Annotated in this window: 42 protein-coding genes; 5 read left to right on the forward strand and 37 right to left on the reverse strand. The window is 34.2% G+C overall.

Annotated features, from left to right (window positions below):
- The first annotated feature begins 37 nt into the window (after window positions 1–37).
- Window positions 38–598, forward strand: coding sequence for a hypothetical protein (locus BN3657_RS00275; RefSeq protein WP_062551316.1), 561 nt, complete (start codon window positions 38–40; stop codon window positions 596–598).
- A gap of 42 nt (window positions 599–640) precedes the next feature.
- Here the strand turns inward: BN3657_RS00275 and gloB are convergent, their stop codons facing one another.
- Window positions 641–1,330, reverse strand: a complete 690-nt coding sequence (gene gloB / locus BN3657_RS00280) for a hydroxyacylglutathione hydrolase (protein ID WP_062551317.1) — start codon at window positions 1,328–1,330, stop codon at window positions 641–643.
- A 121-nt stretch (window positions 1,331–1,451) separates the two neighbouring features.
- Between gloB and BN3657_RS00285 the strand changes: the two genes are divergently transcribed.
- Window positions 1,452–1,985, forward strand: coding sequence for a hypothetical protein (locus BN3657_RS00285; RefSeq protein ID WP_062551318.1), 534 nt, complete (start codon window positions 1,452–1,454; stop codon window positions 1,983–1,985).
- Between the two features lie 574 nt (window positions 1,986–2,559).
- Here the strand turns inward: BN3657_RS00285 and groL are convergent.
- From groL to BN3657_RS00465, 36 genes are all read right to left on the reverse strand, one after another.
- Window positions 2,560–4,182, reverse strand: coding sequence for a chaperonin GroEL (gene groL, locus BN3657_RS00290; protein ID WP_062551319.1), 1,623 nt, complete (start codon window positions 4,180–4,182; stop codon window positions 2,560–2,562).
- A 26-nt stretch (window positions 4,183–4,208) separates the two neighbouring features.
- Window positions 4,209–4,490, reverse strand: a complete 282-nt coding sequence (locus BN3657_RS00295; RefSeq protein WP_019138771.1) for a co-chaperone GroES — start codon at window positions 4,488–4,490, stop codon at window positions 4,209–4,211.
- Window positions 4,491–5,498: 1,008 nt separating this feature from the next.
- Window positions 5,499–6,026 (reverse strand): methylated-DNA--[protein]-cysteine S-methyltransferase, encoded by a 528-nt coding sequence (locus BN3657_RS00300; protein WP_062551320.1) that lies wholly within the window; start codon window positions 6,024–6,026, stop codon window positions 5,499–5,501.
- A gap of 48 nt (window positions 6,027–6,074) precedes the next feature.
- The gene (rplQ, locus tag BN3657_RS00305; RefSeq protein WP_019138773.1) at window positions 6,075–6,416 is read right to left on the reverse strand and encodes a 50S ribosomal protein L17; all 342 of its coding nucleotides are present in this window, start codon (window positions 6,414–6,416) and stop codon (window positions 6,075–6,077) included.
- A 10-nt stretch (window positions 6,417–6,426) separates the two neighbouring features.
- Window positions 6,427–7,374 (reverse strand): DNA-directed RNA polymerase subunit alpha, encoded by a 948-nt coding sequence (locus BN3657_RS00310; protein ID WP_062551321.1) that lies wholly within the window; start codon window positions 7,372–7,374, stop codon window positions 6,427–6,429.
- Between the two features lie 26 nt (window positions 7,375–7,400).
- Window positions 7,401–7,796, reverse strand: a complete 396-nt coding sequence (gene rpsK, locus BN3657_RS00315) for a 30S ribosomal protein S11 (protein WP_005957371.1) — start codon at window positions 7,794–7,796, stop codon at window positions 7,401–7,403.
- A 12-nt stretch (window positions 7,797–7,808) separates the two neighbouring features.
- The gene (rpsM, locus tag BN3657_RS00320; protein ID WP_019138775.1) at window positions 7,809–8,171 is read right to left on the reverse strand and encodes a 30S ribosomal protein S13; all 363 of its coding nucleotides are present in this window, start codon (window positions 8,169–8,171) and stop codon (window positions 7,809–7,811) included.
- Window positions 8,172–8,182: 11 nt separating this feature from the next.
- Window positions 8,183–8,296: a 50S ribosomal protein L36 gene (rpmJ, locus tag BN3657_RS00325; RefSeq protein ID WP_010244353.1), complete on the reverse strand. Its 114-nt coding sequence runs from the start codon at window positions 8,294–8,296 to the stop codon at window positions 8,183–8,185.
- Between the two features lie 23 nt (window positions 8,297–8,319).
- On the reverse strand, window positions 8,320–8,538 hold the full coding sequence (infA, locus tag BN3657_RS00330; protein ID WP_005957367.1) for a translation initiation factor IF-1: 219 nt from the start codon (window positions 8,536–8,538) through the stop codon (window positions 8,320–8,322).
- 18 nt (window positions 8,539–8,556) lie between these two features.
- Window positions 8,557–8,811 (reverse strand): KOW domain-containing RNA-binding protein, encoded by a 255-nt coding sequence (locus BN3657_RS00335; RefSeq protein ID WP_062551322.1) that lies wholly within the window; start codon window positions 8,809–8,811, stop codon window positions 8,557–8,559.
- Between the two features lie 3 nt (window positions 8,812–8,814).
- Window positions 8,815–9,456 carry an adenylate kinase gene (locus BN3657_RS00340; protein WP_019138777.1) on the reverse strand — a complete coding sequence of 214 codons (642 nt, stop codon included), beginning with the start codon at window positions 9,454–9,456 and terminating at the stop codon, window positions 8,815–8,817.
- A gap of 9 nt (window positions 9,457–9,465) precedes the next feature.
- Window positions 9,466–10,746, reverse strand: a complete 1,281-nt coding sequence (secY, locus tag BN3657_RS00345) for a preprotein translocase subunit SecY (RefSeq protein WP_062551323.1) — start codon at window positions 10,744–10,746, stop codon at window positions 9,466–9,468.
- Window positions 10,746–11,195, reverse strand: a complete 450-nt coding sequence (gene rplO, locus BN3657_RS00350; protein ID WP_019138779.1) for a 50S ribosomal protein L15 — start codon at window positions 11,193–11,195, stop codon at window positions 10,746–10,748. The genes secY and rplO overlap by 1 nt, the downstream gene beginning before the upstream one ends.
- A 13-nt stretch (window positions 11,196–11,208) precedes the next feature.
- A complete protein-coding gene (rpmD, locus tag BN3657_RS00355) occupies window positions 11,209–11,385 on the reverse strand; it encodes a 50S ribosomal protein L30 (RefSeq protein WP_019138780.1) in 177 nt (58 codons plus the stop codon).
- Window positions 11,386–11,395: 10 nt separating this feature from the next.
- Window positions 11,396–11,902, reverse strand: a complete 507-nt coding sequence (gene rpsE / locus BN3657_RS00360) for a 30S ribosomal protein S5 (RefSeq protein ID WP_019138781.1) — start codon at window positions 11,900–11,902, stop codon at window positions 11,396–11,398.
- Window positions 11,903–11,915: 13 nt separating this feature from the next.
- Window positions 11,916–12,278: a 50S ribosomal protein L18 gene (gene rplR / locus BN3657_RS00365; protein ID WP_062551324.1), complete on the reverse strand. Its 363-nt coding sequence runs from the start codon at window positions 12,276–12,278 to the stop codon at window positions 11,916–11,918.
- A gap of 15 nt (window positions 12,279–12,293) precedes the next feature.
- The gene (gene rplF, locus BN3657_RS00370) at window positions 12,294–12,830 is read right to left on the reverse strand and encodes a 50S ribosomal protein L6 (RefSeq protein WP_019138783.1); all 537 of its coding nucleotides are present in this window, start codon (window positions 12,828–12,830) and stop codon (window positions 12,294–12,296) included.
- A 14-nt stretch (window positions 12,831–12,844) separates the two neighbouring features.
- Window positions 12,845–13,240 carry a 30S ribosomal protein S8 gene (gene rpsH / locus BN3657_RS00375; protein WP_019138784.1) on the reverse strand — a complete coding sequence of 132 codons (396 nt, stop codon included), beginning with the start codon at window positions 13,238–13,240 and terminating at the stop codon, window positions 12,845–12,847.
- 30 nt (window positions 13,241–13,270) lie between these two features.
- Window positions 13,271–13,456, reverse strand: coding sequence for a type Z 30S ribosomal protein S14 (locus BN3657_RS00380; protein ID WP_005957510.1), 186 nt, complete (start codon window positions 13,454–13,456; stop codon window positions 13,271–13,273).
- Between the two features lie 11 nt (window positions 13,457–13,467).
- A complete protein-coding gene (rplE, locus tag BN3657_RS00385; RefSeq protein WP_019138785.1) occupies window positions 13,468–14,013 on the reverse strand; it encodes a 50S ribosomal protein L5 in 546 nt (181 codons plus the stop codon).
- An 11-nt stretch (window positions 14,014–14,024) separates the two neighbouring features.
- Entirely contained in the window at window positions 14,025–14,333 is a 309-nt protein-coding gene (rplX, locus tag BN3657_RS00390) for a 50S ribosomal protein L24 (protein ID WP_062551325.1), read from the reverse strand.
- A 14-nt stretch (window positions 14,334–14,347) separates the two neighbouring features.
- Window positions 14,348–14,716 (reverse strand): 50S ribosomal protein L14, encoded by a 369-nt coding sequence (rplN, locus tag BN3657_RS00395; RefSeq protein ID WP_019138787.1) that lies wholly within the window; start codon window positions 14,714–14,716, stop codon window positions 14,348–14,350.
- 23 nt (window positions 14,717–14,739) lie between these two features.
- Entirely contained in the window at window positions 14,740–14,994 is a 255-nt protein-coding gene (rpsQ, locus tag BN3657_RS00400) for a 30S ribosomal protein S17 (protein WP_062551326.1), read from the reverse strand.
- A gap of 4 nt (window positions 14,995–14,998) precedes the next feature.
- On the reverse strand, window positions 14,999–15,205 hold the full coding sequence (gene rpmC / locus BN3657_RS00405) for a 50S ribosomal protein L29 (protein WP_019138789.1): 207 nt from the start codon (window positions 15,203–15,205) through the stop codon (window positions 14,999–15,001).
- Complete coding sequence (gene rplP, locus BN3657_RS00410) at window positions 15,195–15,626, reverse strand: 50S ribosomal protein L16 (RefSeq protein ID WP_010244405.1); 432 nt, start codon at window positions 15,624–15,626, stop codon at window positions 15,195–15,197. The genes rpmC and rplP overlap by 11 nt, the downstream gene beginning before the upstream one ends.
- 17 nt (window positions 15,627–15,643) lie before the next feature.
- Window positions 15,644–16,399 carry a 30S ribosomal protein S3 gene (rpsC, locus tag BN3657_RS00415; RefSeq protein WP_062551327.1) on the reverse strand — a complete coding sequence of 252 codons (756 nt, stop codon included), beginning with the start codon at window positions 16,397–16,399 and terminating at the stop codon, window positions 15,644–15,646.
- Between the two features lie 11 nt (window positions 16,400–16,410).
- On the reverse strand, window positions 16,411–16,746 hold the full coding sequence (rplV, locus tag BN3657_RS00420) for a 50S ribosomal protein L22 (RefSeq protein WP_019138791.1): 336 nt from the start codon (window positions 16,744–16,746) through the stop codon (window positions 16,411–16,413).
- Window positions 16,747–16,757: 11 nt separating this feature from the next.
- On the reverse strand, window positions 16,758–17,042 hold the full coding sequence (rpsS, locus tag BN3657_RS00425; protein WP_019138792.1) for a 30S ribosomal protein S19: 285 nt from the start codon (window positions 17,040–17,042) through the stop codon (window positions 16,758–16,760).
- A gap of 13 nt (window positions 17,043–17,055) precedes the next feature.
- Entirely contained in the window at window positions 17,056–17,886 is an 831-nt protein-coding gene (rplB, locus tag BN3657_RS00430; RefSeq protein WP_062551328.1) for a 50S ribosomal protein L2, read from the reverse strand.
- Between the two features lie 18 nt (window positions 17,887–17,904).
- Window positions 17,905–18,192, reverse strand: coding sequence for a 50S ribosomal protein L23 (rplW, locus tag BN3657_RS00435; protein WP_019138794.1), 288 nt, complete (start codon window positions 18,190–18,192; stop codon window positions 17,905–17,907).
- A complete protein-coding gene (rplD, locus tag BN3657_RS00440; RefSeq protein ID WP_019138795.1) occupies window positions 18,192–18,815 on the reverse strand; it encodes a 50S ribosomal protein L4 in 624 nt (207 codons plus the stop codon). The genes rplW and rplD overlap by 1 nt, the downstream gene beginning before the upstream one ends.
- Window positions 18,816–18,832: 17 nt before the next feature.
- Entirely contained in the window at window positions 18,833–19,465 is a 633-nt protein-coding gene (gene rplC / locus BN3657_RS00445) for a 50S ribosomal protein L3 (RefSeq protein WP_019138796.1), read from the reverse strand.
- 60 nt (window positions 19,466–19,525) lie between these two features.
- On the reverse strand, window positions 19,526–19,843 hold the full coding sequence (gene rpsJ / locus BN3657_RS00450; RefSeq protein WP_005957385.1) for a 30S ribosomal protein S10: 318 nt from the start codon (window positions 19,841–19,843) through the stop codon (window positions 19,526–19,528).
- A gap of 581 nt (window positions 19,844–20,424) precedes the next feature.
- Window positions 20,425–21,234, reverse strand: a complete 810-nt coding sequence (locus tag BN3657_RS00455) for an ABC transporter ATP-binding protein (RefSeq protein WP_062551329.1) — start codon at window positions 21,232–21,234, stop codon at window positions 20,425–20,427.
- The gene (locus BN3657_RS00460) at window positions 21,231–22,259 is read right to left on the reverse strand and encodes a FecCD family ABC transporter permease (RefSeq protein ID WP_062551330.1); all 1,029 of its coding nucleotides are present in this window, start codon (window positions 22,257–22,259) and stop codon (window positions 21,231–21,233) included. The genes BN3657_RS00455 and BN3657_RS00460 overlap by 4 nt, the downstream gene beginning before the upstream one ends.
- Window positions 22,256–23,422: an ABC transporter substrate-binding protein gene (locus tag BN3657_RS00465; protein WP_230204162.1), complete on the reverse strand. Its 1,167-nt coding sequence runs from the start codon at window positions 23,420–23,422 to the stop codon at window positions 22,256–22,258. The genes BN3657_RS00460 and BN3657_RS00465 overlap by 4 nt, the downstream gene beginning before the upstream one ends.
- A 187-nt stretch (window positions 23,423–23,609) precedes the next feature.
- On the opposite strand from BN3657_RS00465, the gene BN3657_RS00470 reads away from it, so the two are divergent.
- The 3 genes from BN3657_RS00470 (at window position 23,610) to BN3657_RS08635 (ending at window position 26,038) form a co-directional block, all read left to right on the forward strand.
- Entirely contained in the window at window positions 23,610–24,407 is a 798-nt protein-coding gene (locus BN3657_RS00470) for an electron transfer flavoprotein subunit beta/FixA family protein (RefSeq protein ID WP_062551331.1), read from the forward strand.
- A gap of 8 nt (window positions 24,408–24,415) precedes the next feature.
- The gene (locus BN3657_RS00475; protein WP_062551332.1) at window positions 24,416–25,411 is read left to right on the forward strand and encodes an electron transfer flavoprotein subunit alpha/FixB family protein; all 996 of its coding nucleotides are present in this window, start codon (window positions 24,416–24,418) and stop codon (window positions 25,409–25,411) included.
- 492 nt (window positions 25,412–25,903) lie between these two features.
- Window positions 25,904–26,038, forward strand: coding sequence for a hypothetical protein (locus BN3657_RS08635; protein WP_268258891.1), 135 nt, complete (start codon window positions 25,904–25,906; stop codon window positions 26,036–26,038).
- Window positions 26,039–26,309: the final 271 nt, after the last annotated feature.

The raw sequence follows: 26,309 nt of genomic DNA on the forward strand, positions 1-26,309 counted from the left end.
AGATAAAGTATATTTTGTGAGACTAGGAGGCAAAATTATGAAAAAGAAATATCTCATTATTTTATTGACACTTCCCTTAATTTTTAGTGCTTGTAAAAAAACAAATAGCGAAAGTGTAAATTCTAACCAAGAAGCACAGAAAAATTCTATTCAAAGTGAAAAAGTTGAAACAGAAGAAAAACAAGATAATCAAATCGAAGAAAAATATAATATTGTGGCACTAACTAAAAATATTTCTATTATTTTAAAAGAAATTGGCTATGAAAATGTTGGTGGAACAGTAGAAGAAGCAAAAGATCTTTATCCCCAAGCAAAAATTATTGGAAGCGAAAAAAATCCAGATTCAGATTTAGTTTTTGAAGTCTATCCAGACTTAATTATTACAGATTCCAATAACCACAGTGATTTTCTTTCAAAAATGGATGATTATAATTTTAAGAAACAACGTCGCTCTATGACTAACCCTCTTTCCTCTGCACCTACTTTAGAAGAATATATTTACATTTTCTGCAAGGAAATAGATTATCCTAAGTATAGTGAAGAAAATCCTATACCAGAAGATTTGTTAAATAAAATAGAAAAAGAATTAAATCAATAAAAAATTAAGCTCTGGATCAGCTTATGACCCAGAGCTTTCTCTTTAAAAATTATCCTTTTTATTCCTGTATTGGATAAATTCATCTAAATCCCTAGCCAAAAAGAAGGGATTTATTTTTTTCTCTTTTTCTATTGTAGATGGAAGTGTTATTTTATCTTCTTCTCTAAGTTTTTTTACCCTCTCATATTCTCTGTCTAAGTCCTCATTAGAAATGACAGACTCTGCAAACTCTAAGTTGGCAAGAGAATATTCATGTGCAGGATAAACTACTGTATCTTCAGCTAAATTTTTCAACTTATTTAAACCATCATAGGCTTTTTTGTAGTCATTAGTGAAGACCCTGCCACAGCCTGCAAGGAAAAGTGCATCTCCACAGAACAATTTATCGCCCATTAAATAAGAAATATGTTCTTCTGTGTGTCCTCCAGTTAAAATAACTTTAAAGTTTTCTCCAAAGATTTCAAATTCGTCTCCGTCTTTTAAAGTTATGTCGTTATATTCATTTGTTTCAAGAGGACCAAAAACTTTTGCTCCGTATCTATCTTTAAGTTCCTCAACGCCGCCCACATGGTCCATGTGCTTGTGAGTTAAAAGAATGTAGTCAAGATTTTTATTTTTTAAATAATCAATGACAGGACTAGCATCGCCAGGATCAACAACAAGAGTCTTGCCATCCTTTTCAATAGTCCAAATATAATTGTCATTAAAAGCTTTTATATAGTTAATATTCATAAAACACCTCTTAATATTATTACTCTTATTGCTGGTATTTAAACAAGTATAGGTTTAAAAAGAAATGTTTCGTGATTTAATAATGTGCTATAATAAAATTATAAAATATTAGGAGGTCCATATGAAAAGATTTTTACTTGTTCTTGCTACAATATTTTTAATTGGTGGCCTAATGTATTTTTCACAAGATCACAATTTAAAAGATAATTCAACAAGTCCGAGAAAACTAAGTTCCGACACGAGAATATATAAAAGAGATAACAAGGGCGACTTTAAAATATACAAGGAAAAAAATTACCAAGATGGTCACTACTTATTGAAAAAAAGAATATTTTCTGAGAGTAAGTCTAATGATTTTGATTTGTGTCTAATTTTTGGTATAAAAAGCCAGAAAATAATTTCTGTGAAAGATGTCTCCTTAGAAACTGAAGGCAAGGGCTTCCAAGGAACTGTTCATGTAAAAATCGAAAGTGATGGAAAAAGTTTGTTCTACGATATTTATGGAGACTTAAATCAGGGGTCTTTGGAAAGACCAATCTTAGATATAAAGGATATGGGAAGAAAGATTTATGCATCTTTTTCCTCTTTAAGTAAATCTAAATTCCTTGATCATGTGGACGAGACTGGTGCTATATTTTTACCTTGGATGTTTTAAAATTTATATGAAAGATAAAGAAAGTAGTCTTGTGCTTTTAAGACTACTTTCTTTTTTTATTTAATTTGTTTTAAGATATCCGACTAGCTTGATTTCAGTGTGAAATCATTTAAAAAGACAGCCGTTTTATGGCTGTCTTTGTTTAGGTTTTTTCTTGATTTACAAGTCCGACTCGCTTAAAAATGCTCATTATTCATTCGCATTTTTTTCGCTCGCTGGATAAGCTTCAGTGTGAAGATAAAAAAAGACAGTCACTTTATGACTGCCTTTGCTAAAGTTTTCTCTATATATCCAAGTCCGACTCACTCGACAATGCTCCCTATTCGGTCGCATCGTCTTCGTTCGCTGGATAAGCTTCAGTGTGAAGATAAAATAAAAGACAGCCTTTTTTTTAGCTGTCTTTGATAAGGTTGTTTTTAGATTTACTAGTCCGACTCGCTTAAAAATGCTCATTATTCATTCGCATTTTTTTCGCTCGCTGGATAAGGTTCTTCATAGCTTCAGGCTCCTTTCAGTCGCCTTCAGCTTGAAGACCGTCTCAATCGTGATTCGTCACGATTGAGACTACCATTAATTACATCATACCCATGCCTGGATTCATTGCTGGCATTTCTGCTGCGTCTTCTTTAATGTTTGCTACTGCTGCTTCTGTTGTCAAAATCATTGATGCTACGCTTGATGCGTTTTGAAGTGCTGATCTTGTTACTTTTGTTGGGTCAACTATTCCAGCTTCCTTCATGTCTACATATTCTGATTTATAAGCGTCAAAGCCAATTCCAGCTTCTTTTGTCTTAACTTGTTCTACGATTACTGAACCTTCTAGTCCTGCGTTTTCTGCTATTTGTTTTAGTGGTTCTTCTAAAGCTCTTAGGATAATATTTGCTCCAGTTTTTTCGTCGCCTTCTAATTCGTCAACTACTTTTGAAACTGCTCCTATTGAGTCGATTAATACTGTTCCACCACCTGCAACTATACCTTCTTCTACTGCTGCTCTTGTTGCTGCAAGGGCATCTTCGATTCTTAATTTTCTTTCTTTAAGTTCAACTTCTGTTGCTGCTCCAACTTGGATTACTGCAACTCCACCAGAAAGTTTTGCAAGTCTTTCTTGTAATTTTTCTTTATCAAATTCTGAATCTGTTTCTTCAATTTGATTTTTAATGTGGCTAATTCTGTTGTCAAGTTCAGATTTTTCTCCAGCTCCATTTACTATTACTGTAAGTTCTTTTTCAACTCTTACTTTTGAAGCTGAGCCAAGCATTTCAATTGTTGCGTCTTTAAGGTCTTGACCTAAATCAGATGAGATAACTTGTCCACCTGTTAAGATTGCAATGTCTTGTAGCATATCTTTTCTTCTGTCGCCATAGCCAGGTGCCTTTACTCCAACTACATTAAGTGTTCCTCTTAGTGAGTTTACAACAAGAGTTGCAAGAGCTTCTCCATCAATGTCATCAGCGATAATAAGAAGTGGTTTTGATTCTTGTAGAACTTGTTCTAGTAATGGTAAAATTTCTTGAATATTTGAAATCTTTTTATCTGTGATTAAAATATATGGGTCTTCTAATTCTGCAACCATTTTGTCAGAATCTGTCACCATGTATGGAGAAAGATATCCTCTGTCAAATTGCATACCTTCAACAACATCAAGGCTTGTTCCCATTGATTTTGATTCTTCAACAGTGATTACACCGTCGTTGCCAACTTTTTCCATTGCTTCAGAAATAAGTTTTCCAACTTGTTCGTTAGCAGCAGAAATAGAAGCAACTTGTTCAATAGCTTCTTTTGAAGAAACTTCAGTAGAGAAATTTTTGATTTCTTCAACTGCAGCTTCAACTGCTTTAGAAATACCTTTTTGTAAAATCATTGGGTTTGCACCTGCTGCAAGGTTTCTCATGCCTTCTCTTATAATTGCTTGTGCAAGAAGAGTAGCTGTTGTAGTACCATCACCTGCAACGTCATTGGTCTTTGTAGCAACTTCTTTTAAAAGTTGTGCTCCCATATTTTCAAACTTATCTTCACATTCAATTTCTCTTGCAATAGTTACACCGTCGTTAGTAATAAGAGGTGTGCCATATTCTTTATCTAAGATTACATTTCTACCCTTAGGTCCAAGAGTTACTTTTACTGTATCTGCAAGAGTGTTAATTCCTTTTATTAATCCTTTTCTAGCATCTTCTGAAAATTTAATTTCTTTTGCCATTTTATCTCTCCTTATTCAATAAATTATTATTCAATAACTGCCAAGATGTCTTGGAACTTAATTATAGTGTACTTTTCATCGTCAAGTTCAATATCATTTCCTGCATATTTTGAGAAAATAACTTTGTCTCCGACTTTTACAAGTCCCTTCATTTCTTCGTCTGTATCTAATTTATTACCTGTTGCAACAACTTCTGCAATATTAGATTCTTCCTTTGCTGATGATGGAAGAACAATACCTGAAGCAGTTGTTTCTTCTTTTTCAATTTTTTTGATGACAATTTTGTCGTCAAGTGGTCTTAATTTCATCTATATAAACCTCCTAAAATTTATCTATGTTTTTAGCACTCACTCATCTCTTCTGCTAATATGTATATGATAACTCAAAAGAAAAATTTTTTCAAGTCTTCTTTAAAGAGAAATCTTTAAAAAATTTTTTAAAAGCTGATGCTTTTATAATTGCTCTTGGAGTGGCTTATACCCATTCGGGTATGCAGGAGACATCGTGAAGTATTTTTTTAAAACTTCGTCTTTATGATTCTTTCTAAAGCCTAAGGCTTTAACTTTTCTTATGGAGGGGACTTAGGGCGTTTCGATTCGCCCTTATCCCCTCCATACCTCCCCTTAACACCCCCAACGACCTGGCAGGGCCTTTGCCAACAACCCCGAGCGGCAAACAGCCTAAAATTCAAAACTCGTTAAGCTTAGGCATTAAAAAAATAAAAACTTCTCAGTCAAATAGGATTTAATAATAACCACTTCCAAATTCAATCGCTTAACTCAAACAGTTGAATTTTTTAACGGCTGTCTTGCCTTACGGGGTTTTACTAAGTTAGGCTACGGTTTTACCATTACATAATTTCAAACTTATGTGAAATTACTTAACAAAACCTAACAACAAAAATAAACTTTTTCATTAAAATAAGATTAATCTTTTGTTGATTAAGCTTATTTTTTTATTACTTTATCTTCTATTGTCACCTTGGCAATTATGCTCCAGCTTGTTGAAGTCTTATGAGTTTTTAAATTTTGCCAATAAACCGCAAACTAATGAGTTAGTAAGCAAAAAGTTCGGAGACGTTAAAAAAATTTCACTGTTTGAGCGAAGCGAGTTTGAAATTTTTAGTCGGAGAGCTTTTTGCGTATTAAAGGGTCGGGCCCCTGCCAGGGCGATGGGGTTTGGGGGGAGGTTTAAGGAGGGGGTCAGGGGCCTCGCCCGCCCCTAGCTCCCCCTCCTTATAAAGGATATAAAAGCGTCAGCTTTTAATAAAACTTTTAAAAATAAAATTTTTTAATACAATTTTAAAAATCCTTTTTTTACTTTTTCCCTTCTAACTCCAATAACTTCCTCTTAACTTCAATTCCCCCAGCATATCCTCTTAAACTCCCATCACTTCCTATTACTCTGTGGCAAGGTATTATTAAGGAGATTGGATTGTGGCCTATTGCTCCTCCAACTTCCTGGTTGGATACTCTTTCATATTTTCCACCTGCAAGTAAACTCTCTCCAACTTCTTTATAGGTCCAAGTCTTCCCATAGGGAATTTTTAATAAGATATCCCAGACATCTTTTCTAAATTCACTTCCATAAACTTTTATTGCTGGAATAAATTCTGGGTCTTTACCAGAAAAATATATTTCAAGCCACTTTTCTATATCTTTTAAAATCTTATATTCTCCAGAAGAAATCTCTAAGTTTTCTCCATCAATAAATTTTATATCTTCATCTTTTAATTTATCTTCAAATTCTTTTTGATTCTCCAGATATAGTCCTAGTAAATAATTTTTATCAAATATAAGTAATATTTTCCCAAAAGGGGAATGATATATTTTTTTGTAAGTCATAAAAGCTCCAAATTTTTATAAAAAAAAAGGAAACCCCATTGGATTTCCTTATACTAATTCTATAATTGAAATTTCTGCGCCATCTCCACGTCTTGGACCTTTTTTAAGAACTCTAGTGTATCCACCGTTTCTATCAGCATATTTTTCTGCATATTCAGTAAATAGTTTTGTAACTACATCTTCTGAATAAATATATGCTAGAGCTTGTCTTCTTGCGTGAAGATCGCCTCTTTTTCCAAGTGTAATCATACGATCAGCAATTCTTTGAACTTCTTTCGCTCTTGTGTGAGTAGTTTCAATTCTACCTTCTTTTAAGAGAGAAGTAACAAGGTTTCTAAGCATTGCACGTCTATGGCTTGAATTACGGCCAAGTTTTCTTTGTTTTGCCATAATATCCTCCTTATTCTTCTTCAGCTTTGAGTCCTAAACCTAACTCTTCAAGTTTTTCAGTTACTTCTTGTAGAGATTTTCTACCAAGATTTCTAACTTTCATCATTTCACTTTCAGTTTTATTAGTTAGTTCCTCAACGCTATTTATGCCCGCTCTCTTTAGGCAGTTAAAAGATCTTACAGATAAGTCTAATTCTTCAACTGTCATTTCGAGAACTTTTTCTTTTTGATCCTCTTCTTTTTCAACCATCAAATTAATTTCACTGACATGTTCTTTTAGGCCAATGAAGAGTTCAAGATGTTCTGTCAATATTTTTGCTGCAAGTGAAGTTGCTTCGTCAGCCTTCATTGAACCATCTGTAGTAACTTCAAGAATTAATCTATCATAATCTGTTCTTTGTCCAACTCTTGTATTTTCAACTTTCCAGTTTACTTTTTCTACAGGAGTGAAGTTAGAATCCATAGGTATAATTCCAATTTCAGTTATTTCATCTTTTTTAAGTTCAGAAGGTTCATAGCCTCTTCCCTTTTCCACCATCATTTCAAGATAAAATTCAGCATCATCATTTAGAGTTGCTATATGTTGATCTGGATTTATAACACTTACATGTGGTGCAAGCTCGATGTCAGAGGCCTTAATTTCTCCCTTGCCTTTTTTGTCTATTACTAGCTTAACAGGCTCATCTTCAGTCATCTTTAAAACTATAGATTTAATATTTAAAACTATTTCAGGTACATCTTCCAATACCCCTGGAATTGTATCAAATTCATGTTCAACGCCACGTATATTGATAAATGATACTGCAGCGCCAGGTAGAGAGGAAAGTAACACTCTTCTTAAGGAATTTCCAATAGTGATACCAAATCCAGCTTCTAAAGGTTCAACGACAAATTTACCATATAAACCTGACTCATCTAATTCTTCAATACTAATTCTAGGTTTTTCAATTTCAATCATGGGTACCCTCCTTCTCAATCAATAGTTTAGACTCTTCTACGTTTTGGTGGTCTACATCCATTGTGAGGAATTGGAGTAACATCTTTAATCATAGTTACTTCAAGACCTGATGCTTGAAGAGATCTAATAGCAGCTTCTCTTCCAGAACCTGGACCCTTAACATATACATCAACGCTCTTTAGTCCGTGTTCTTTAGCTTTTTCAGCTGCTTCTTGTGCAGCTTCTTGTGCTGCAAAAGGAGTTGACTTTCTTGAACCTCTAAATCCAAGTTGTCCAGCACTAGCCCAAGATATAACATTTCCGTTAATATCAGTAAGAGTAACCATAGTGTTGTTAAATGTTGAAGCTATATGTGCTTCTCCCTTTTCAATGTTTTTACGTACACGTCTTCTAGCACGTGTAGCTTTTTGTTTTTTAGCCATCTAAGTCCCCCCTTACTTACTCTTAGAAACAAGTTTCTTAGGACCTTTTCTTGTCCTAGCATTTGTCTTAGTTTTTTGTCCTCTTACAGGAAGACCTGCTTTATGTCTTCTTCCACGATAACAGTTGATTTCACGAAGTCTTTTAATGTTCATTGCAACATCACGACGTAAATCACCTTCAACGTGGTATTTATCAATTTCTTCTCTAATTTTAGCAAGTTCTGCTTCTGTTAAGTCTTTAACACGTGTGTCAAAGTCAATGCCAGCTGCAGTTAAAATTTCTTGAGATCTGGGTTTTCCAATACCGTAAATATAAGTGAGTCCTATTTCAACTCTCTTTTCTCTAGGTAAATCAACACCGGAAATTCTAGCCATAATTACCTCCCTTATCCCTGTCTTTGTTTATGTTTCGGATTTTCGCAAATTACCATTACTTTTCCGTTTCTTTTAATTATTTTGCACTTTTCGCACATCTTTTTTACAGATGGTCTTACTTTCATTTAAATGCCTCCTGACTCTAGGATTATTTCTTTCTCCAAGTTATTCTACCTCGTGTAAGATCATAAGGTGAAAGCTCAACTGTCACCTTATCACCAGGAAGAATTCTAATATAATTCATTCTCAATTTACCTGAAATATGAGCAAGTATGATATGTCCATTTTCAAGTTCAACCTTGAAATGAGTGTTAGGAAGAGCGTCTACAACAACGCCTTCAACTTCAATTACATCTTCTTTAGCCATATTATTAAGGATCCTCCTTTAGCTATAAGGTAATAGTTTCTTTCTAATATAGGTGTCATTAAATTCACTAACATTAGTATCGATGACATCCTTATATATATAAAGATGTTTTACCTTTTTTTTCTTTGGTCGATCTAGCTTTCTTAGTTTTCCATCAACGACGAAGAGAAAGTCATCATCAATAATATCAATTATGAGGTATACTTTTCCCTCATCCCTACCTTTTTTGGATCTTACAACTTGTCCTTTCAAAAGACTAAATGTATTATCCATGAACTATTCGAGACCAATAACTATATCGTCAAATACCTTGTCAATATCTTTAGCACCGTCAATATCTATTAGAAGATTTTGTGCTCTATAATAATCTATAAGAGGTGCTGTTTGATCAAAGTAAACAGAAATTCTAGTCTTTACAGTTTCTTCAGTATCGTCATCTCTTTGAATAAGCTTAGTACCATCCTTATCACAAATTCCTTCTTCCTTTGGAGGATTGAATTTTACATGATAAGTCATTCCACAAGTTTTACAAACACGTCTTCCAACAGCTCTTTCGATTAAAATTTCTGGATCAACAGAAATATTAATAACCTTAGTTAACTTGTCATCATTCTTGTCTAAGATTGAGTCAAGACTAACAGCTTGAGCTACAGTTCTTGGAAAACCATCTAGTAAAAATCCTTCTTTAGCATCGTCCTTGTTAAGTCTATCTTCAACAAGTGCAATTACTAAATCATCTGGAACTAAAAGTCCCTTGTCCATATAAGACTTTGCTTCTTTACCAAGTTCTGTATTGTTTTTAATATTTTCTCTAAAGATATCTCCAGTTGAAATGTGTGGAATATTGTATTTTTCAACAATATATTCAGCTTGTGTGCCTTTTCCGGCCCCTGGAGGTCCCAATATAACTAATTTCATAATTACCTCCTACTTATTCTTTAAGAATCCACGATAGTTTCTCATGATTAATTGTTGTTCTAATACTCTATGAATTTCAAGTACAACTCCAACAACGATGATAATTGATGTACCACCATAGTTAAATTGAAGTCCTGAAATTAGAGTTAGAATAGTTGGAAGAACTGCAAGTATAGAAAGTGCAATTGCTCCTGGCATTACTAATCTATTTAAAGTTCTACCTAAATAATCACTTGTAGGTTTACCTGCTCTAATACCACTAATAAAACCACCATTAGCTTGTAGGTTTTTAGAGTATTCAACAGTGTTAAATTGGATTGTTGTGTAGAAGAATGTGAAGAATACAATAAGAATAACAGTAAATATTATATAAATCACAGCTCCAGGTCCTCCAGCAGGAGTTAACCATTTTTGAATCCAATTTCTAGTTGATTCACTTGTGAACATAGCAATAGTTGCAGGAATAGCAAGTAGTGAGTTAGCGAAGATAATTGGCATAACACCAGTCATCAAAACCTTAATAGGAATGTGAGTGGATTGACCACCGTACATCTTTCTACCAACAACTCTCTTTGCATATTGTACAGGAATTCTTCTTTCACCTTCTGTAAGTGTTACTACAAATACAACAATTGCAATTGCAATTATTACAAATAGCACTAAGAAGATTGGGCTAGACTTACCTGCCTTAACAAGTGCAACTGATTGAGCTATATCAAGTGGAAATCTTGAAACGATACCTGCAAAAATTAATATTGAAATACCATTTCCAATTCCGTGTTCAGTTATTTGTTCTCCTATCCAAATTAGTATTGCTGTACCTGCAACTATTGATAGGATAATAGTTACATATTCAATAGCGCTTGTAGCGTTAATAGCTTGTCTAAATAGACCAAAAGTATAACCAATTGCTTGAACAAGAGCTATTACAATAGAAAGGTATCTTGTATATTTTGCAATTGCCTTTCTACCAGTTTCTCCTTCTTTTGCAAGAGATTCCAAAGATGGAATGGCAATTGTCAAAAGTTGAAGTATGATTGATGCTGTAACATATGGATAAATGTTAGCAGCAAATATAGTAAATCTTCTAAAGTTTCCTCCTGCCATTAAGTCAAGGAAGGAGAAAATTGATCCGCCTGCTCCACTCATAAGTTGTGAAATCACTTGTGAGTTCATATATGGAACAGCGATGTGTGATCCAAGTCTATATAATAGAAGCATGAAAAGAGTGAAAAGCATCTTCTTACGAAGAGATTCAACCTTCCACGCATTTCTAAAAGTGGAGAGCATTAAATCACCTCGGCCTTTCCTCCGCAAGCCTCAATTTTTTCTATAGCAGATTTTGAGAAATGCTGAGCTTTAACAGTTAATTTAACATTTAATTCACCATCTCCCAAGATTCTAATTCCGTCTTTAGCCTTAGCAGCTTTGATATATTTATTTTCTATCAAGAATTCAGGAGTGATTTCAGTTCCTTCTTCAAATACATTAAGATCGCCAACATTTAATACAGCGTATTCTTTCTTAAATATATTAGTAAATCCTCTCTTTGGAAGACGTCTAAATAGTGGCATTTGACCACCTTCAAATCCAGGTCTTACTCCACCGCCACTTCTAGCATTTTGTCCTTTGTGACCCTTGCCGGAAGTTTTACCAGTACCGGAACCAATTCCACGACCTACTCTTTTTCTAGCTTTAACTCCGCCACCTTCGTTAGGTCTTAAGTCATGTAACTTCATTAGGTACACCTCCTTATTCTACTACTTCGACCATGTAGTCGACTTGTTTTAACATTCCTCTAATTTGAGGAGTGTCATTTTTTTCAATAACTTGATAAGTCTTTTTGAAACCAAGTGCTTGAATTGTTTTTCTGTGTTTAGGTACTTTCCCGATAGGACTTTTTACAAGTTTAATTTTAATTGTAGACATGATTTTCCTCCTATCCTAAAATTTCTTCAACAGATTTATTTCTTAGTTTAGCAACAGATTCTGCAGTCTTTAGTGACTTTAGACCTTCCATTGTTGCATTAACAATATTTTTTGGGTTGTTTGTACCAATGTTTTTAGTACGAATATCAGAAATACCTGCAAGTTCACATACAGCACGTACTGCACCACCGGCAATAACTCCTGTACCTTCTCTTGCTGGTTTTAAGAAAACTCTACCTGCACCATAAATTCCAGTTACTTGATGAGGAATAGAAGTGTTTAGTAAGTTAATTCTTACAATATTCTTTCTAGCATCTTGTGTTGCTTTTCTTATAGCTTCAGGAACTTCAAGAGCTTTACCAGTACCTACACCAACATGTCCGTTTCTATCGCCAACAACTACTAGAGCAGAGAATCTAAAATTTCTACCACCCTTAACTACTTTGGCAACTCTGTTTATAGATACAACTCTTTCTTCAAGATCAAGTTCTGCCGCATTTATTAATGAACGCTCCATTACTTCCTCCTTCTTAGAATTTTAGACCAGCTTCTCTAGCTGCATCAGCAAGTGCTTTGATTTTACCGTGGTAAACATAACCACTTCTATCAAAGACAACTTCTTCAATTCCCTTTTCTTTTGCTTTTTTAGCAATAGATTCTCCAACAGATTTAGCTGCTTCAATATTTCCAGTGTTTTCTAAATTCAATCCCTTATCAAGTGTAGATGCACTTAGTAAAGTATTGCCAGCTTCATCATCAATTAGTTGAGCATAAATATGTTTAGATGATCTGTAAACTGAAAGTCTAGGCTTAATAGAAGTACCGGAGATGTGATTTCTAATTCTTTTGTGTCTTTTAATTCTGTTTTCGTTTTTATTAATCTTTTTTAACACTTAAATTCTCCTTTCTTACTTACCTGTCTTACCAACTTTACGTCTTACATGTTCATCAGTGTATCTAATTCCCTTACCTTTATATGGTTCAGGTTCTCTGAAGCTTCTAATGTAAGCAGCATAAGCGCCAACTTGTTGTTTATCGCTACCCTTAATAATAATTGAGTTTGGAGCTGGAACTTCAACTTCAATGCCTTCTGGATCTTCTAGATCAAGAGGGTGAGAGAAACCTAAGTTAAGAGAAAGAACTTTTCCCTTCTTTGCAGCTCTATATCCTGTACCGATTATTTCAAGAGATTTTGAATAACCTTCTGTAACGCCAATTATCATGTTATCAATTAGAGTTCTTGTTAAACCGTGAAGTGCCTTAATTTTTTTAATATCATTTGGTCTTTCTACAGTGAGAACTCCGTCATTTAATTCTATTTTTAAATCTTTATCGAAAGATTGTGTTAGTTCACCCTTAGCTCCCTTAACAGTAACTGTTTGACCGTCAACTTTAACATCAACGCCCTTTGGGATTTCAATAGGTTTTTTGCCAATTCTTGACATTTTTCACCTCCAAATTACCAAACGTAGCAGATTACCTCTCCGCCAACTTTTTCTTGTCTTGCCATTTTATCTGTAATTATTCCCTTAGATGTAGAGATAATTGCAATTCCTAGTCCGCCTAGAACTTTAGGAACATCGTCGCACTTAACATAAACTCTAAGTCCCGGTTTTGATATTCTCTTTAATCCAGAGATAACTCTTTCACCGTCCCCTGAATATTTAAGATCTATTTTAATAATTCCTTGTTTGTCATCTTCAACAACGTCATATCCTTTAATATAACCTTCATCAAGAAGAATTTTTGCAATTTCTTTTTTGATGTTTGAGCAAGGAATATCAACAGATTTATGTCTTGCATTATTTGCATTTCTAATTCTTGATAGCATATCTGCAATTGGGTCTGTCATCATATCAGTTTGCCTCCTTTCATCTAAGGCTTATTACCAGCTAGCTTTTCTTACGCCAGGGATTTGTCCTTTATACGCAAGTTCTCTAAAGCATATTCTACATATTCCATATTTTTGTAAAACTGAATGTGGTCTTCCACAAATTTTACATCTAGTATATTCACGAGAAGAATACTTTTGTTTCCTCTTTTGTTTAGCAATCATTGATTTTTTAGCCACTTTGTACCTCCTTAAGCCTTAGCAAAAGGCATTCCCATTTTGTCTAGGAATTCTTTAGCCTCTTCATCAGTATTAGCTGTAGTTACTATATTGATGTCCATTCCTCTAATTGTTTCAACTTTATCGTATTCAATTTCAGGGAAGATAAGTTGTTCTTTAAGACCAAGAGCATAATTTCCTCTACCATCAAATGCAGTAGGCTTAACACCTCTAAAGTCTCTTACTCTTGGAAGAGCAACGTTCATTAGCTTATCTAAGAAATCATACATTCTTTCGCCTCTAAGAGTAACCTTAACACCAACATTTTGACCTTCACGAAGTTTAAAGTTAGCTATAGATTTTCTAGCTCTTGTAACAATAGCCTTTTGACCAGAAATAAGAGTTAGCTCTTCAACAGCTGCTTCTAGAGCCTTGTGATTATCTTTAGCTTCGCCAAGACCAATATTAATAGTGATCTTTTCAAGTTTCGGTACTTCCATAACGCTTTTGTAATTGAAGCGTTCCATTAGGTGGCCCACAACTTCTGTCTTATATTTTTCTTGTAATCTTGAAGTCATTATTCTACCCCCTACTTAATTGTCTTTCCGCTAGATTTAGCAAATCTAACTTTTTTTCCATCTTCAAATTTATAACCAATTCTTGTAGCCTTTCCTGCTGCACTGTCAAAGTACATAACATTTGATACGTGAATTGGTGCTTCCATTTTTTCTATTCCACCTGGGTTTTGAGGTCCTCTTGGTTTAATGTGCTTAGTAACAACATTAACTTTTTCAACAACAACTAAGTCTTTCTTAGGAATTGTTCTTAGGACTTTACCAGTCTTGCCTTTATCTTTTCCGGCTATAACTTTTACGATGTCATCTCTTTTAATTTTCATATTACACCTCCAAATTATAGTACTTCCGGAGCTAGAGATATAATCTTCATAAAGTTTCCAGCTCTAAGTTCTCTAGTTACAGGTCCAAAAATACGAGTTCCAACTGGGCTTCTATCGTCTTTTATTACAACAGCTGCATTATCATCGAAACTAATGTAAGATCCGTCTTTTCTGCTGATACCCTTGTTTGTTCTAACAATAACTGCTTTAACAACGGCACCCTTTTTAACAACGCCACCGGGTGTTGCATGTTTTACAGAACACACTACAATATCGCCAATGTTAGCTGTTTTTCTATTAGTACCACCAAGGACTTTAACAACAGATAGTTCTCTTGCACCTGAATTGTCAGCAACACGTAATCTTGTTTCTTGTTGAATCATGTTATTCTCCTTTCAAGCCAAAATTATTGAGCTTTTTCAATAATTTCTACAAGTCTCCATCTTTTATCTTTACTTAGTGGTCTAGTTTCCATAAGTCTTACGCGATCACCAATACCACATTCATTATTTTCATCATGAGCCTTGAATTTAGTAGTTTTCTTAAATCTCTTCTTATAAATTGGATGAGTCTTTAAAGTCTCAATTTGAACTACAATAGTCTTATCCATCTTGTCGCTTACAACAATACCTGTTAAAGTTTTTCTTGAATTTCTTTCCATGAGATTAAGCCTCCTTTCCAACTTCAAGTTCACGTTCTCTAATGATCGTTTTTACTCTTGCTATATCTCTTTTAACATTTTTAATACTTGATGGATTATCAAGTTGGCCAGTTGCCAATCTGAATCTCAAATTAAAAAGTTCATTTTTAAGTTCATTAACTTTATTATTTAAATCTTCGCTAGACATATTGCGGATTTCATTAGCCTTCATTTGAGTCACCATCCTTATCTTTCATAACGAATTTTGTTCTTACAGGGAGTTTCATGGATGCAAGTCTCATAGCTTCTCTTGCAACTTCTTCTGAAACACCACCCATTTCAAATAAAACTCTACCTGGTTTAACAACTGCTACCCAGTATTCTGGTGCACCTTTACCGGAACCCATACGAGTTTCAGCAGGTTTTTCTGTAACAGGTTTGTCTGGGAAAATCTTAATCCAGATATTTCCACCTCTACGAATATATCTTGTCATAGCACGACGTGCCGCTTCTATTTGATTTGAAGTTATCCAACAAGGTTCTAAAGCTTTTATACCATATTCGCCGTATGCAAGCTCATTACCACGCATAGCCTTGCCCTTCATTCTGCCTCTGTGAACTTTACGATATTTTACTCTCTTAGGCATCAACATGACTATTCCCCCCTTCTTTAAGACTCTTTATTTTTATTGTCTCTTCTATTATTTCTATTAAAATTATTATTTCTGTTATCGCGTCTCTTGCGATTTCTGTTATCTCTATTATCTCTTGATCTTCTTCCCTTTTCTTCAGTTAATTCAGGAAGAACTTCACCTTTGTATAACCAAACCTTAACACCGATTTTACCATAAGTTGTATCAGCTTCAGCAAAACCATAGTCAATGTCAGCTCTTAAAGTTTGAAGAGGAATAGTTCCTTCAGAGTATCCTTCAGTTCTTGCCATATCAGCACCACCAAGACGGCCAGAAACAGAAGTCTTAATACCAAGTGCTCCTTGACGCATAGTTCTTTGGATTGCTTGTTTCATAGCACGTCTAAATGCAACTCTTCTTTCAAGTGCTTCAGCAATACCTTCAGCAACGATTTGTGCATCTAGGTCTTGGTTTTTGATTTCTTCTACATTTATAACAACAGATTTATCTGTAAGTTTTTCAATTTCAGTTCTTAGTTCTTCAACGCCAGCACCACCACGGCCAATTACCATACCTGGTTTTGCTGTATGAATAGAAATTTTAACTCTATTAGCAGCTCTTTCGATTTCGATCTTAGCAATACCTGCTGCATAAAGTTTTTTCTTAACATAATTTCTAATATTGTTGTCTTCAACTAAAAGATCGGCAAAATTTTTCTTATCAGCGTACCATTTTGAATCCCAATCTTTGATTACTCCAACACGAAGTCCATGTGGGTTTACTTTTTGACCCATTCTCTACCTCCTTACTCTCTTTCTGCTACTACAACGCCAATATGACTTGATCTTTTAAGAATTGGATAAGCCATACCCTTAGCCTTAGGATGGAATCTCTTCATAGTTGGGCCTTCATTAGCATAGGCCTTTTTAACATAAAGATCTCCTCTATCTAAATTAAGGTTGTTTTCAGCGTTTGCTACAGCTGAATTTAGTACCTTATAAAGTTCATGAGCTCCCCTTTTATTAGTAAACTTTAAAATAGAGAGGGCCTCATCAACGCTTTTTCCGCGTATTTCTGCGCATATATAGTTCACCTTTAGAGGTGATATTCTTACATATTTAGCAATTGCTTGTGCTTGCATTATAACCCTCCTTATTTAAGTGTTGTGCTCTTTTCGCTCTTGGCACCATGGCCTCTATATGTTCTTGTTGGAACAAATTCACCTAATTTATGTCCTACCATGTCTTCAGTAATGTATACTGGCACATGTTTTCTGCCGTCGTGAACAGCAATTGTGTGTGAAACAAATTCAGGGAAAATAGTTGAGCGACGAGACCAAGTTTTAATTACTTTGTGTTCGTTCTTATCATTAAGCTCGTCAACCTTCTTTAGAAGGTGTTCATCAGCAAATGGTCCTTTTTTTATTGATCTACTCATTAATACCCTCCGATTACTTAGTTCTTCTTCTTACAATATACATGTTAGATTTTTTAGATTTCTTTCTAGTCTTAAGTCCTAGAGCTTTCTTGCCCCAAGGAGTCATTGGTGAAGGTCTACCAACTGGAGTTCTACCTTCCCCACCACCATGAGGGTGATCAACAGGGTTCATTGCAGATCCTCTTACGTGAGGTCTATTTCCAAGATATCTGCTCTTACCTGCCTTACCTAGTGTGATAAGTTCATGAGAAATATTTCCAACTTGTCCAATTGTTGCCTTACATCTTTGGTTGATTAATCTAAATTCACCTGATGGAAGTCTAAGTTGAGCGTACTTGCCTTCTTTAGCCATAAGTTGTGCAGATGAACCAGCAGATCTTGCGATTTGACCACCTTTACCAGGAGTCATTTCAATGTTGTGAACAGTTGTACCAACAGGAATATCTGCTAGCATAAGTGCGTTACCAACTTTGATATCTGCGTCTGTTCCTGATTCAATTACATCTCCTACTTTTAAACCATTTGGTTGAATGATGTATCTCTTTTCACCATCAGCATAGTTTAGAAGAGCAATGTAAGCTGTTCTATATGGATCATATTCAATAGCTGCTACTCTTGCAGGAATATTGTCTTTATCTCTCTTTAAATCTATAATTCTATATTTTCTTTTAACTCCGCCGCCTCTGTGTCTACTAGTAATTCTACCATGAGCATTTCTACCGGCAGTCTTATTAACTGTTGCTAAAAGAGATCTTTCAGGTGTAGTCTTAGTAATCTCTTCGAAAGAAGCAACTGTCATTTTTCTACGAGCAGGAGTTGTAGGTTTAAATCCTTTAATCGCCATTATAATACCTCCCTACTATCAAATAGAATCAAAAAATTCTATCGGCTCTGAGTCATCAGTAAGCTTAACTATCGCCTTTTTCCATGAAGGACGTCTTCCTTGATGAACTCCTTGTCTTTTAAGTTTACCACGCATATTCATTGTATATACTTTTTCAACCTTAACGCCGAAGATTTCTTCAACAGCTTCTCTGATTTCAGGTTTTGTAGCAGTTTTAACAACTTCGAAAGCATATTTGTTATCTGCCATCATGTCCATACTTTGTTCAGTGATTAAAGGTCTTTTTATAACGTCAAATTTATTCATCAGTTAAAAACCTCCTCAACAACATCAAGTGCAGACTTAGTAATAACAAGATTGTCGTATTTTAGTAAGTCATATACATTTATATCAGTAGCTCTTGATGTTTTAACACCAGCGATGTTTCTTGCAGCTCTTTGAACATCTTTTTCGTCGTCATTAACAACAACAAGTGCTTTTTCACCAGCACCAATATTCTTTAAGATGTTAGCAAAAACTTTTGTCTTAACTTCTTCCATTTGGAAGTTATCTACAAGAATCATTTCGCCATCTTGTAACTTGCTAGTAAGAACTGACTTTAGAGCAACTCTTCTAGTCTTCTTAGGAGTTGTGTAAGAGTAATCTCTTGGTTTCTTAGCGAAAACAACTCCGCCGCCTCTCCATTGAGGTGATCTAATAGAACCTTGTCTTGCACGACCAGTTCCCTTTTGTCTCCAAGGCTTTCTTCCGCCTCCACGAACTTCAGCACGTGTCTTAGCAGAGTGAGTACCTTGTCTTTTGTTAGCCAAAATATTTTTAACAACTAAATAAACAGCATGAGTGCTAACAGGAGCAGCAAATAGCCCTTCACTTAGTTCGACTTCTTCAACAGGATTTCCCTTAATGTCAATCATTTGAATCTTAGGCATTTCTTAACCTCCCTATCTTATTTAGTCATTTTAACAGTGCTTTTAATTCTAACAGTTCCCTTCTTAGGTCCTGGAATAGCACCTTTTACTAAAATTAAATTTTTATCTGTATCTATTCTTACAATTTCAAGATTTTGTACAGTAACTCTTTCGTTACCCATTTTTCCAGCCATTCTGTGGTTTTTCCATACTCTTCCTGGATAAGAAGCAGCACCCATACCACCTGGCATTCTGTGGAATTTAGAACCGTGAGTTTCTCTACCACGTCCAAAATTGTGACGTTTAATAATACCAGCAGTTCCTTTACCCTTTGAAGTTCCTACAACATCAACATGTTCTCCAACTTCAAATAAATCTACTTTTATTTCATCGCCTAGATTGTAAGATTCTACATCATCAGTTCTAAATTCTGAAAGATGTTTTCTATATCCTACACCAGCTTTGTCTAAATGTCCCTTCTCAGGTTTGTTTAATTTCTTTTCCTTAACTTCATGTGTTGCAACTTGGATAGCATCGTATCCATCACTTTCAACAGTTTTCTTTTGCACAACAACATTTGGTTCTACTTCAATAACTGAGACAGGAGTGACAGTACCCTCTTCGTCAAAAATTTGGGTCATGCCAATTTTTTTACCTACTAAATATTTCATGTTGCACCTCCTAATATTTACAGCGGACTTCTACTAAAAGAAGTCATATAAAGCAAAGTTTTAAAGTTTAATTTCAATATCTACACCAGCTGGTAGATTTAACTTCATAAGTGAATCTACAGTTTTTTGTGTAGGATTAAGTATATCAATTAGTCTTTTGTGAGTTCTTTGCTCAAATTGTTCTCTTGAATCCTTGTACTTGTGTACAGCTCTTATAATTGTGATGATTTCCTTTTCTGTTGGAAGAGGAATTGGTCCAGAAACTTCTGCACCGCTCTTTTTAGCAGCATCAACAATTCTTAGTGCTGAATTGTCAAGTAATTCATGATCATAAGCTTTAAGTTTAATTCTAATTTTTTGTTTGCCTTTGTTAGACATATTTACCTCCTATTCGCTAAAGCCTTACTTGCGAATGGGGTTATCGATACACGCACCCTGGTGTGTAAACAGGGCACATTTGAAAAAAATAACCCACGCCCAAGTCCAGCTTGGACTTCTCTGTCATAATTACCTTGAAACTCCTTTTTTTCAACAAAATTTCAAGCAACTTATGACTTCATCGCAACCTTCTTTTTTTTACGCTCAGATATTATATAATAAAAAACGCCAATTGTAAAGGATATTTACAGGTTTTTTTGAAATTTATGGGATTTTTTACTAAAAATATTCTTCTGAGGAAATTCCTCCTATATTTATAGGCGCTCTATCTAATATAGTCTAAAAAGATTATAATTGCAATTATTTATAAATATTTTTTAAAAATTCTAAAAATATTTTTATATTATAATTTTTTCTGTTATAAAGATATTTATTTACACAATTATTTTTTTACAAATTTATTTTTCTTCTATAATAAAACTCTCTTAAATAAAACTCTCTTACAAATAAAAAAGCATGGCAGAAAACCACACTTTTATCACAGAATTTTTTTATAAAAAATAATTTAAACTTTCTACATATTATATAGGATAATTTTTATCCCTTTCATCTAAGTCCAGAGGAATAATGCTATCATATTTTTTCCCCTCTACTTCTATTTCAGAAATATTTACATCAATAGAAAAGGACTTTTTTAAATTTTCTCTATTTAAAACTTCCCTAGTCCTTCCAAATTCATAAGTCTTGTCATAATTTAAAATAAGGCACTTGTTAGACCTTGCTAATGCATGCTCTGGATAATGAGTGTTCATGACTATTATCACACCAGTCTTAGAAAGTTCTTTTAACAAGTCCAAGATTATCCTTTGATTTCTATAATCAAGACCACTTTCTGGCTCATCTAAAATAATTATTTTTGGATCTTTCATAAGACTTCTTGCTATTAAAAGCATTTGGACTTCTCCACCACTCATTTGATCCGACTTTTTGTCCTTTAAATTATAAATTCCAACCATCTTCATTATTTGACAGGCTTTTTTTATATGGCAAGCTCTTGGCCTTTCAAAAATTGACATAGAAGATTTCGCCCCAAAGAGAACCATGTCTAGTCCTGAATAAGAAAAAGTTGAATTTCTCTTTTGTGGTATATAAGAAAGCTTTGACCAAAATTCTTTATTATCTATAGAAGAAATATTCTTTCCATCTAAATAAGTTCCGCCCTTGTTCCACTGAAGAAGTCCAGTTAAACACCTTATTAGAGTTGTCTTTCCAACTCCGTTAGGTCCAAGTATTGAAAGGATATCAGAATCTTCTAGGGAAAAATTCATATCTTTTAAAATGTAATCTGTATTTTTAAATTTAAAAGACCCTCCCACAACTTCTAATTTCATTTAAAGACACCTCCCGATTTTCTCATCAAGACTATAAAAATTGGTGCTCCAAGAATTGCAGTTAAAATTGAAATAGGAAGTTCAATAACAGAAACAGTCCTTGAAAAAGCTTCGATTAAAGCCATAAATCCTGCCCCAAGACTTAGACCAAGAGGAAGAGTGTAAAGGTTATTAGCTCCCACAATTAATCTCACAAGATGAGGAATAATAAGTCCTATCCAGCCAATTTGACCACAAATAGAAACAGAAGATGCAGTTATTAGGGTTGAAGCAAAAATAAAAATCAACCTTGTCTTTTTGATATTAAGACCAAGAGAAATCGCCTCATCTTCAGATAAAGATAAAATATTAAGGCTCCATCTCATTTTATAAATTACAATAATAGAAATTATTATAAGCGGACCTGCTAAAAGTAGATTTTTATAGGAAGTTCTGCCAAAGGATCCCATTAGCCAATAGGTGATTTGTGGCAACTTGTCCATAGGATCAGCTGTGTATTTTAAAAGCGAACTTAGGGCATTGGCAAGGGAAGATACAATAATTCCTGCCAAGATCAGGCTCATCATAGAAGTTTCATCTTTTTTTACAATATTTATTGTTATAAAAATTGAAAAAAGCCCAGTCAAAAGTGCCAGCATTTGAATACCCATTGTGCCAAAGGACAAGAGAATCCCCAAAATTGCACCAAGAGATGCAGAAGAAGAAACTCCCAAAATATCTGGTGTTGCTAGAGGATTTGAAAATAAACTTTGAAAGCTAATGCCAGCTGCAGTAAGACCTGCCCCAACAAGAAGAGCTGTCAAAACTCTAGGAAGTCTTATATTAAAAATTAGAGATTCCATCATTGGATCAAGTTCCCTTTTTAATATGAAATTTTTAAAAAGTAAAATTATTTCTGATATTTTAATATCCATCCTTCCCATAGAAAGGGAAATTATTCCACATAAAATTGGAAAGATAATTAAAATAAAATAAAGATAGGGATGAAATCTCCCATCATCCCTAATCCAAAAGTTTTTTGTCATATATTAAACATGTCCTCGATTTGTTCATCAGAAAGCTCATAATTGTACCATTTAAGATAATAATCTTTGATTAACTTGTTTAAATCATAGTCTTGAAAGGCTTCTGGATAAGTTTCACTTGCAAGCCAAGCAAGGACTAGTGGTGCGTCTGGATTTGGTGTAAGCCAGTTCCACATACCTAACTTTGAATTGTAAACTCTCTTGTCCTTAACAGACTTTAAGTTTGAAAAATCAAATCCTTCAACAGAATTGTTGTAGACATCGCTTCTTTTAATATCCAATAGACCTGGTCCATCAAGATACAAAACATCAGGATTCCACTTGTAAATTTCTTCAACATTTACCTTGGCATAACCCTTGGCATCTTGTGCCACATTTTTTACTCCAAGTCTTTTTAACCAAAAGTCGCCAAAAGTTCCCTTTCCAGCAACAATTGGAGTTCCTTCGACATATTTCCAAAGAATCATAGCACTTGGTCTTTTATCTTCTGGCACAGTAGCAATTCTCTTTTCGACATCCTTTACAATATCGTCGCCAGCTCCTAAGAAGTCGTCCATCTTGCCCTTTTCATCAAAAACATCTTCCAAAAGTTTTAACCATTCGCCATATCTATTTATTGGATCAGCTGGACTGTCTGCACCCATAGTCACAAAACCAACACAAGGAACTCCAGTCTTTGCTAGTTTTTCATATCTGTCTTGATTTTTGGCATTGTAAAAAATTACATCTGGTTTTAACTTTATAATTTCTTCTACATTTATGTCTGATTGACCTTGAACTGTATTTGTCGTGTCTAAAAGTTCAGGTGCAATATCTTGAAGAACTGTATTAGATATAACTTGTTTAAGTGAACCAGCATAACCCACAATGTAAGGAGCCTTTCCTTCGTTATATGCCATATAAGTAGATAAAATTGGCACTTGATCAATTACAACTCTATCGATTTTGTCTGGAATTTCAAGTTCTCTACCTGCATGGTCAGTAATTTTGTGAGTCCCAGTTTTTTCTTCTGCAACTTTTGTTTCCTCTTTAGTAGAATTATTAAGTTCATCTTCAGTCTTATTGGCACAGCCTGTCAAAATTAAGCCAAGCATACTTGCCATTATAATAAAGACCTTTAATTTTTTAAAATTTTTCATCTTCTTTTCTAAACCTTCTTTCATATATATAAATTAAAAATACTTCCACTTCCATTATAATACAAGTCGAGAAAAAATTAAGGATCTTGAAGAATAAAAAGAAATTCTTTAAAATTTTTTGATTATTTTTATCAATTGTGAAAATTATCTTAATACTTTCGGGATTTTGGGGTATTATATATGTATTGAGTAAAACAAAATAGGAGGAACTATGAAAATATTATTATTAATGAAAATTGTTCCTGACACAACAAATGCAAAAATCGATCCAGAAACAAAAAACCTAAAGAGAGATGGAATTAAGACAATAATTAACCCATCTGATCTTTGTGGTTTAAAATTTGCACTAAATGTCAAAGAACAAATGGAAGAAGATGTTCAAATTGATGTCCTAACTATGGGACCACCAGATGGAGAAAAATATTTGCGTGAATGTATCCAAATGGGAGCAGAAGAAGCTTACTTAGTAGAAGGCCTTGAATTTAAGGGCTCTGACACTTTTGCAACTTCTTATGCACTTGCAGAAGCTATAAAATCCATTGGCGATTACGATATAATCTTCACTGGAGATCAAACTATGGACGGAGATACAGGTCAAGTTTGTCCACAAATGGCTGAACGCCTTGGCATGAACCAAGTGACTTATGTTTCAGACATAAACTATAAAGACGGCGAATTTGAAGTAAAAAGAAAAGTTTCTGACGGAACTGAAACACTTTCTCTAAAAACACCTTTTGTTGCATCAGCACTAAAGGGTTCAGTTAATAAACCATCAAAATTTGCCCTAAAGAGATCCAAAATTGCAAAAGAAAAAGAAATTCATGATATAACTGCAAAATCACTTGATCTTGACTTAGAAAAACTTGGACAAAAGGGATCTCTTACAATAGTAAAAGACCTTTCTGCTCCAGAAAAAAATGAAACAGGAAAAATCATTGACGAAGGTTCTGTTGATAAGAACATCGATGCAGTTATGAATATTATCGAAGATATGAAAGTGTTAGTGTAGGTGATAAAATGAAAAACGGAAATATTTGGGTAATAAACGAAACTTCAGAAGGTTCACTTTCACTTATAACTAAAGAAATGATGTCTATAGCTAGAGAACTTTCTGACGGTTTAGATAAAGAATTAGTAGCAGTAGAAATTGGTTTTGAAAATGACGAAAAAGCAAAACTATCAGGTCAACTTGGTGCAGACAAGGTAATCCAAGTAAATGACAAACTTCTAGAAAACTACAATACTTTGGCTTATGCTAAAGTCCTTGATGAGTTAATGGAAAAATATGACCCAGCAATAGTTATGCTTCCAGCAAGCCACAATGGTCGTGACCTTGCAGGTAGAGTTTCTGCAAAAAGAGAAATTGGACTTGTTGCCGACTGTTCAAATGTTGAACTTACAGAAGACAAAAGTGATATTAAATGGATAAGACCTTCCTTTGATGGAAAATTATTCTGCGATGTAAGAATTTTATCTGAAACTATGATGGCAACAATTGGCAGAGGCGGATTTGTTGAAGCTCCTTTAGATGAAAATAGAGAAGCAGAAATCATAAAAGAAGATATTAAGATCACAGAAGAAGATGTTAAGACAAAATTCATAGATTTTGAAAAAGAAGAAGTAAATCCACTCCTTGACAAATTATTAAATGCAAAAGTTGTTGTGTCTGGTGGTAGAGGACTTGGCGGTCCAGAAAACTGGCATCTAGTAGAAGAACTTGCCGATGCACTTGGTGGTGCAGTTGGAGCAACAAAAGCTGTAGTTGACCTTGGCTGGTGTGACAAAGACTTACAAGTTGGAGTAACAGGAGTTCAAGTAAAACCAGACTTATACATTGCCCTTGGAATTTCTGGAGCAATCCAACACACTAAGGGAATGGAAGATTCCACAACAATAATTGCCATCAATAACGACCCTGACGCTCCTATCTTTAAGACAGCTCACTATGGTATTGTTGACGATTTATTTAATGTAGTTCCAGACTTAATTAAAGAAATAAAGAATAGAAGATAAAATAATAGATAAAATAATATAATGATAAAAAAGCTTGGTGAAATTATACTCTCACCAAGCTTTTTTAATATCTAATTTTAAGATTACCTAATATTGTGAAACTATAATAGCTCCAGATACCGAATCTAACCCTTTAAATATACATACTCCTATAATAATGCTCGAAATTATTATTGAAATTGCAATTATTATTGCTGACTTATTGTCCATACTCTCACCTCATATAACTCTTTGTGATTTACATTAGTATCTTTTATATGTATTTTACCCGTCTATAAATCCATAAAACTTAAATTTATTTTTTTGTCTATATCAAGAAATCCGACTCACTCGACAATGCTCCCTATTCGGTTGCATCGTCTTCCTTCGCTGGATAAGATTTTTCATCAGCTCATGCTTCGCTAAGGCTCGCATTTGCTGTGAAAACCAGAAAAACCGAGACTCATCTCTGTTTTTCTTATCATTAAAAAATCCTATTGAGGAGAATATCCTATGAAAAAAATTGCAAAGATTTCAAATCGAAGAACTTCGACCAAAATCGCACTGTTTGAGCGTAGCGAGTTTGCGATTTTAGAAGTTCAAGATTTAGAAAGCTTCAATTTTTGTAATGAGATATTCGACCAATAGGATTTTGTTATTTTAATATCATTACTTCACAAATATTTTTTATAAATTTTATTAAAAAGTCTAAACATTAATCAATAAATTTCTAAGGCTATCTAAGGGCAGTCTTTTCTTTATGTTTTTTTATTTATTTCAAGATATCCGACTCACTCGACAATGCTCCCTATTCGGTCAAAGGCTGAGACTTAATCAAATTTCTGCAAGAAATTTTGATAAGTCTGCCCGCAGATTTTTGCTTGTCAAAAATCTGTGTTCCTTCATTATAGCTGGATAA

The sequence above is a fragment of the Peptoniphilus phoceensis genome, from assembly GCF_001517665.2.
In the GTDB taxonomy this organism is placed as follows: Bacteria; Bacillota; Clostridia; order Tissierellales; family Peptoniphilaceae; genus Peptoniphilus_A; species Peptoniphilus_A timonensis.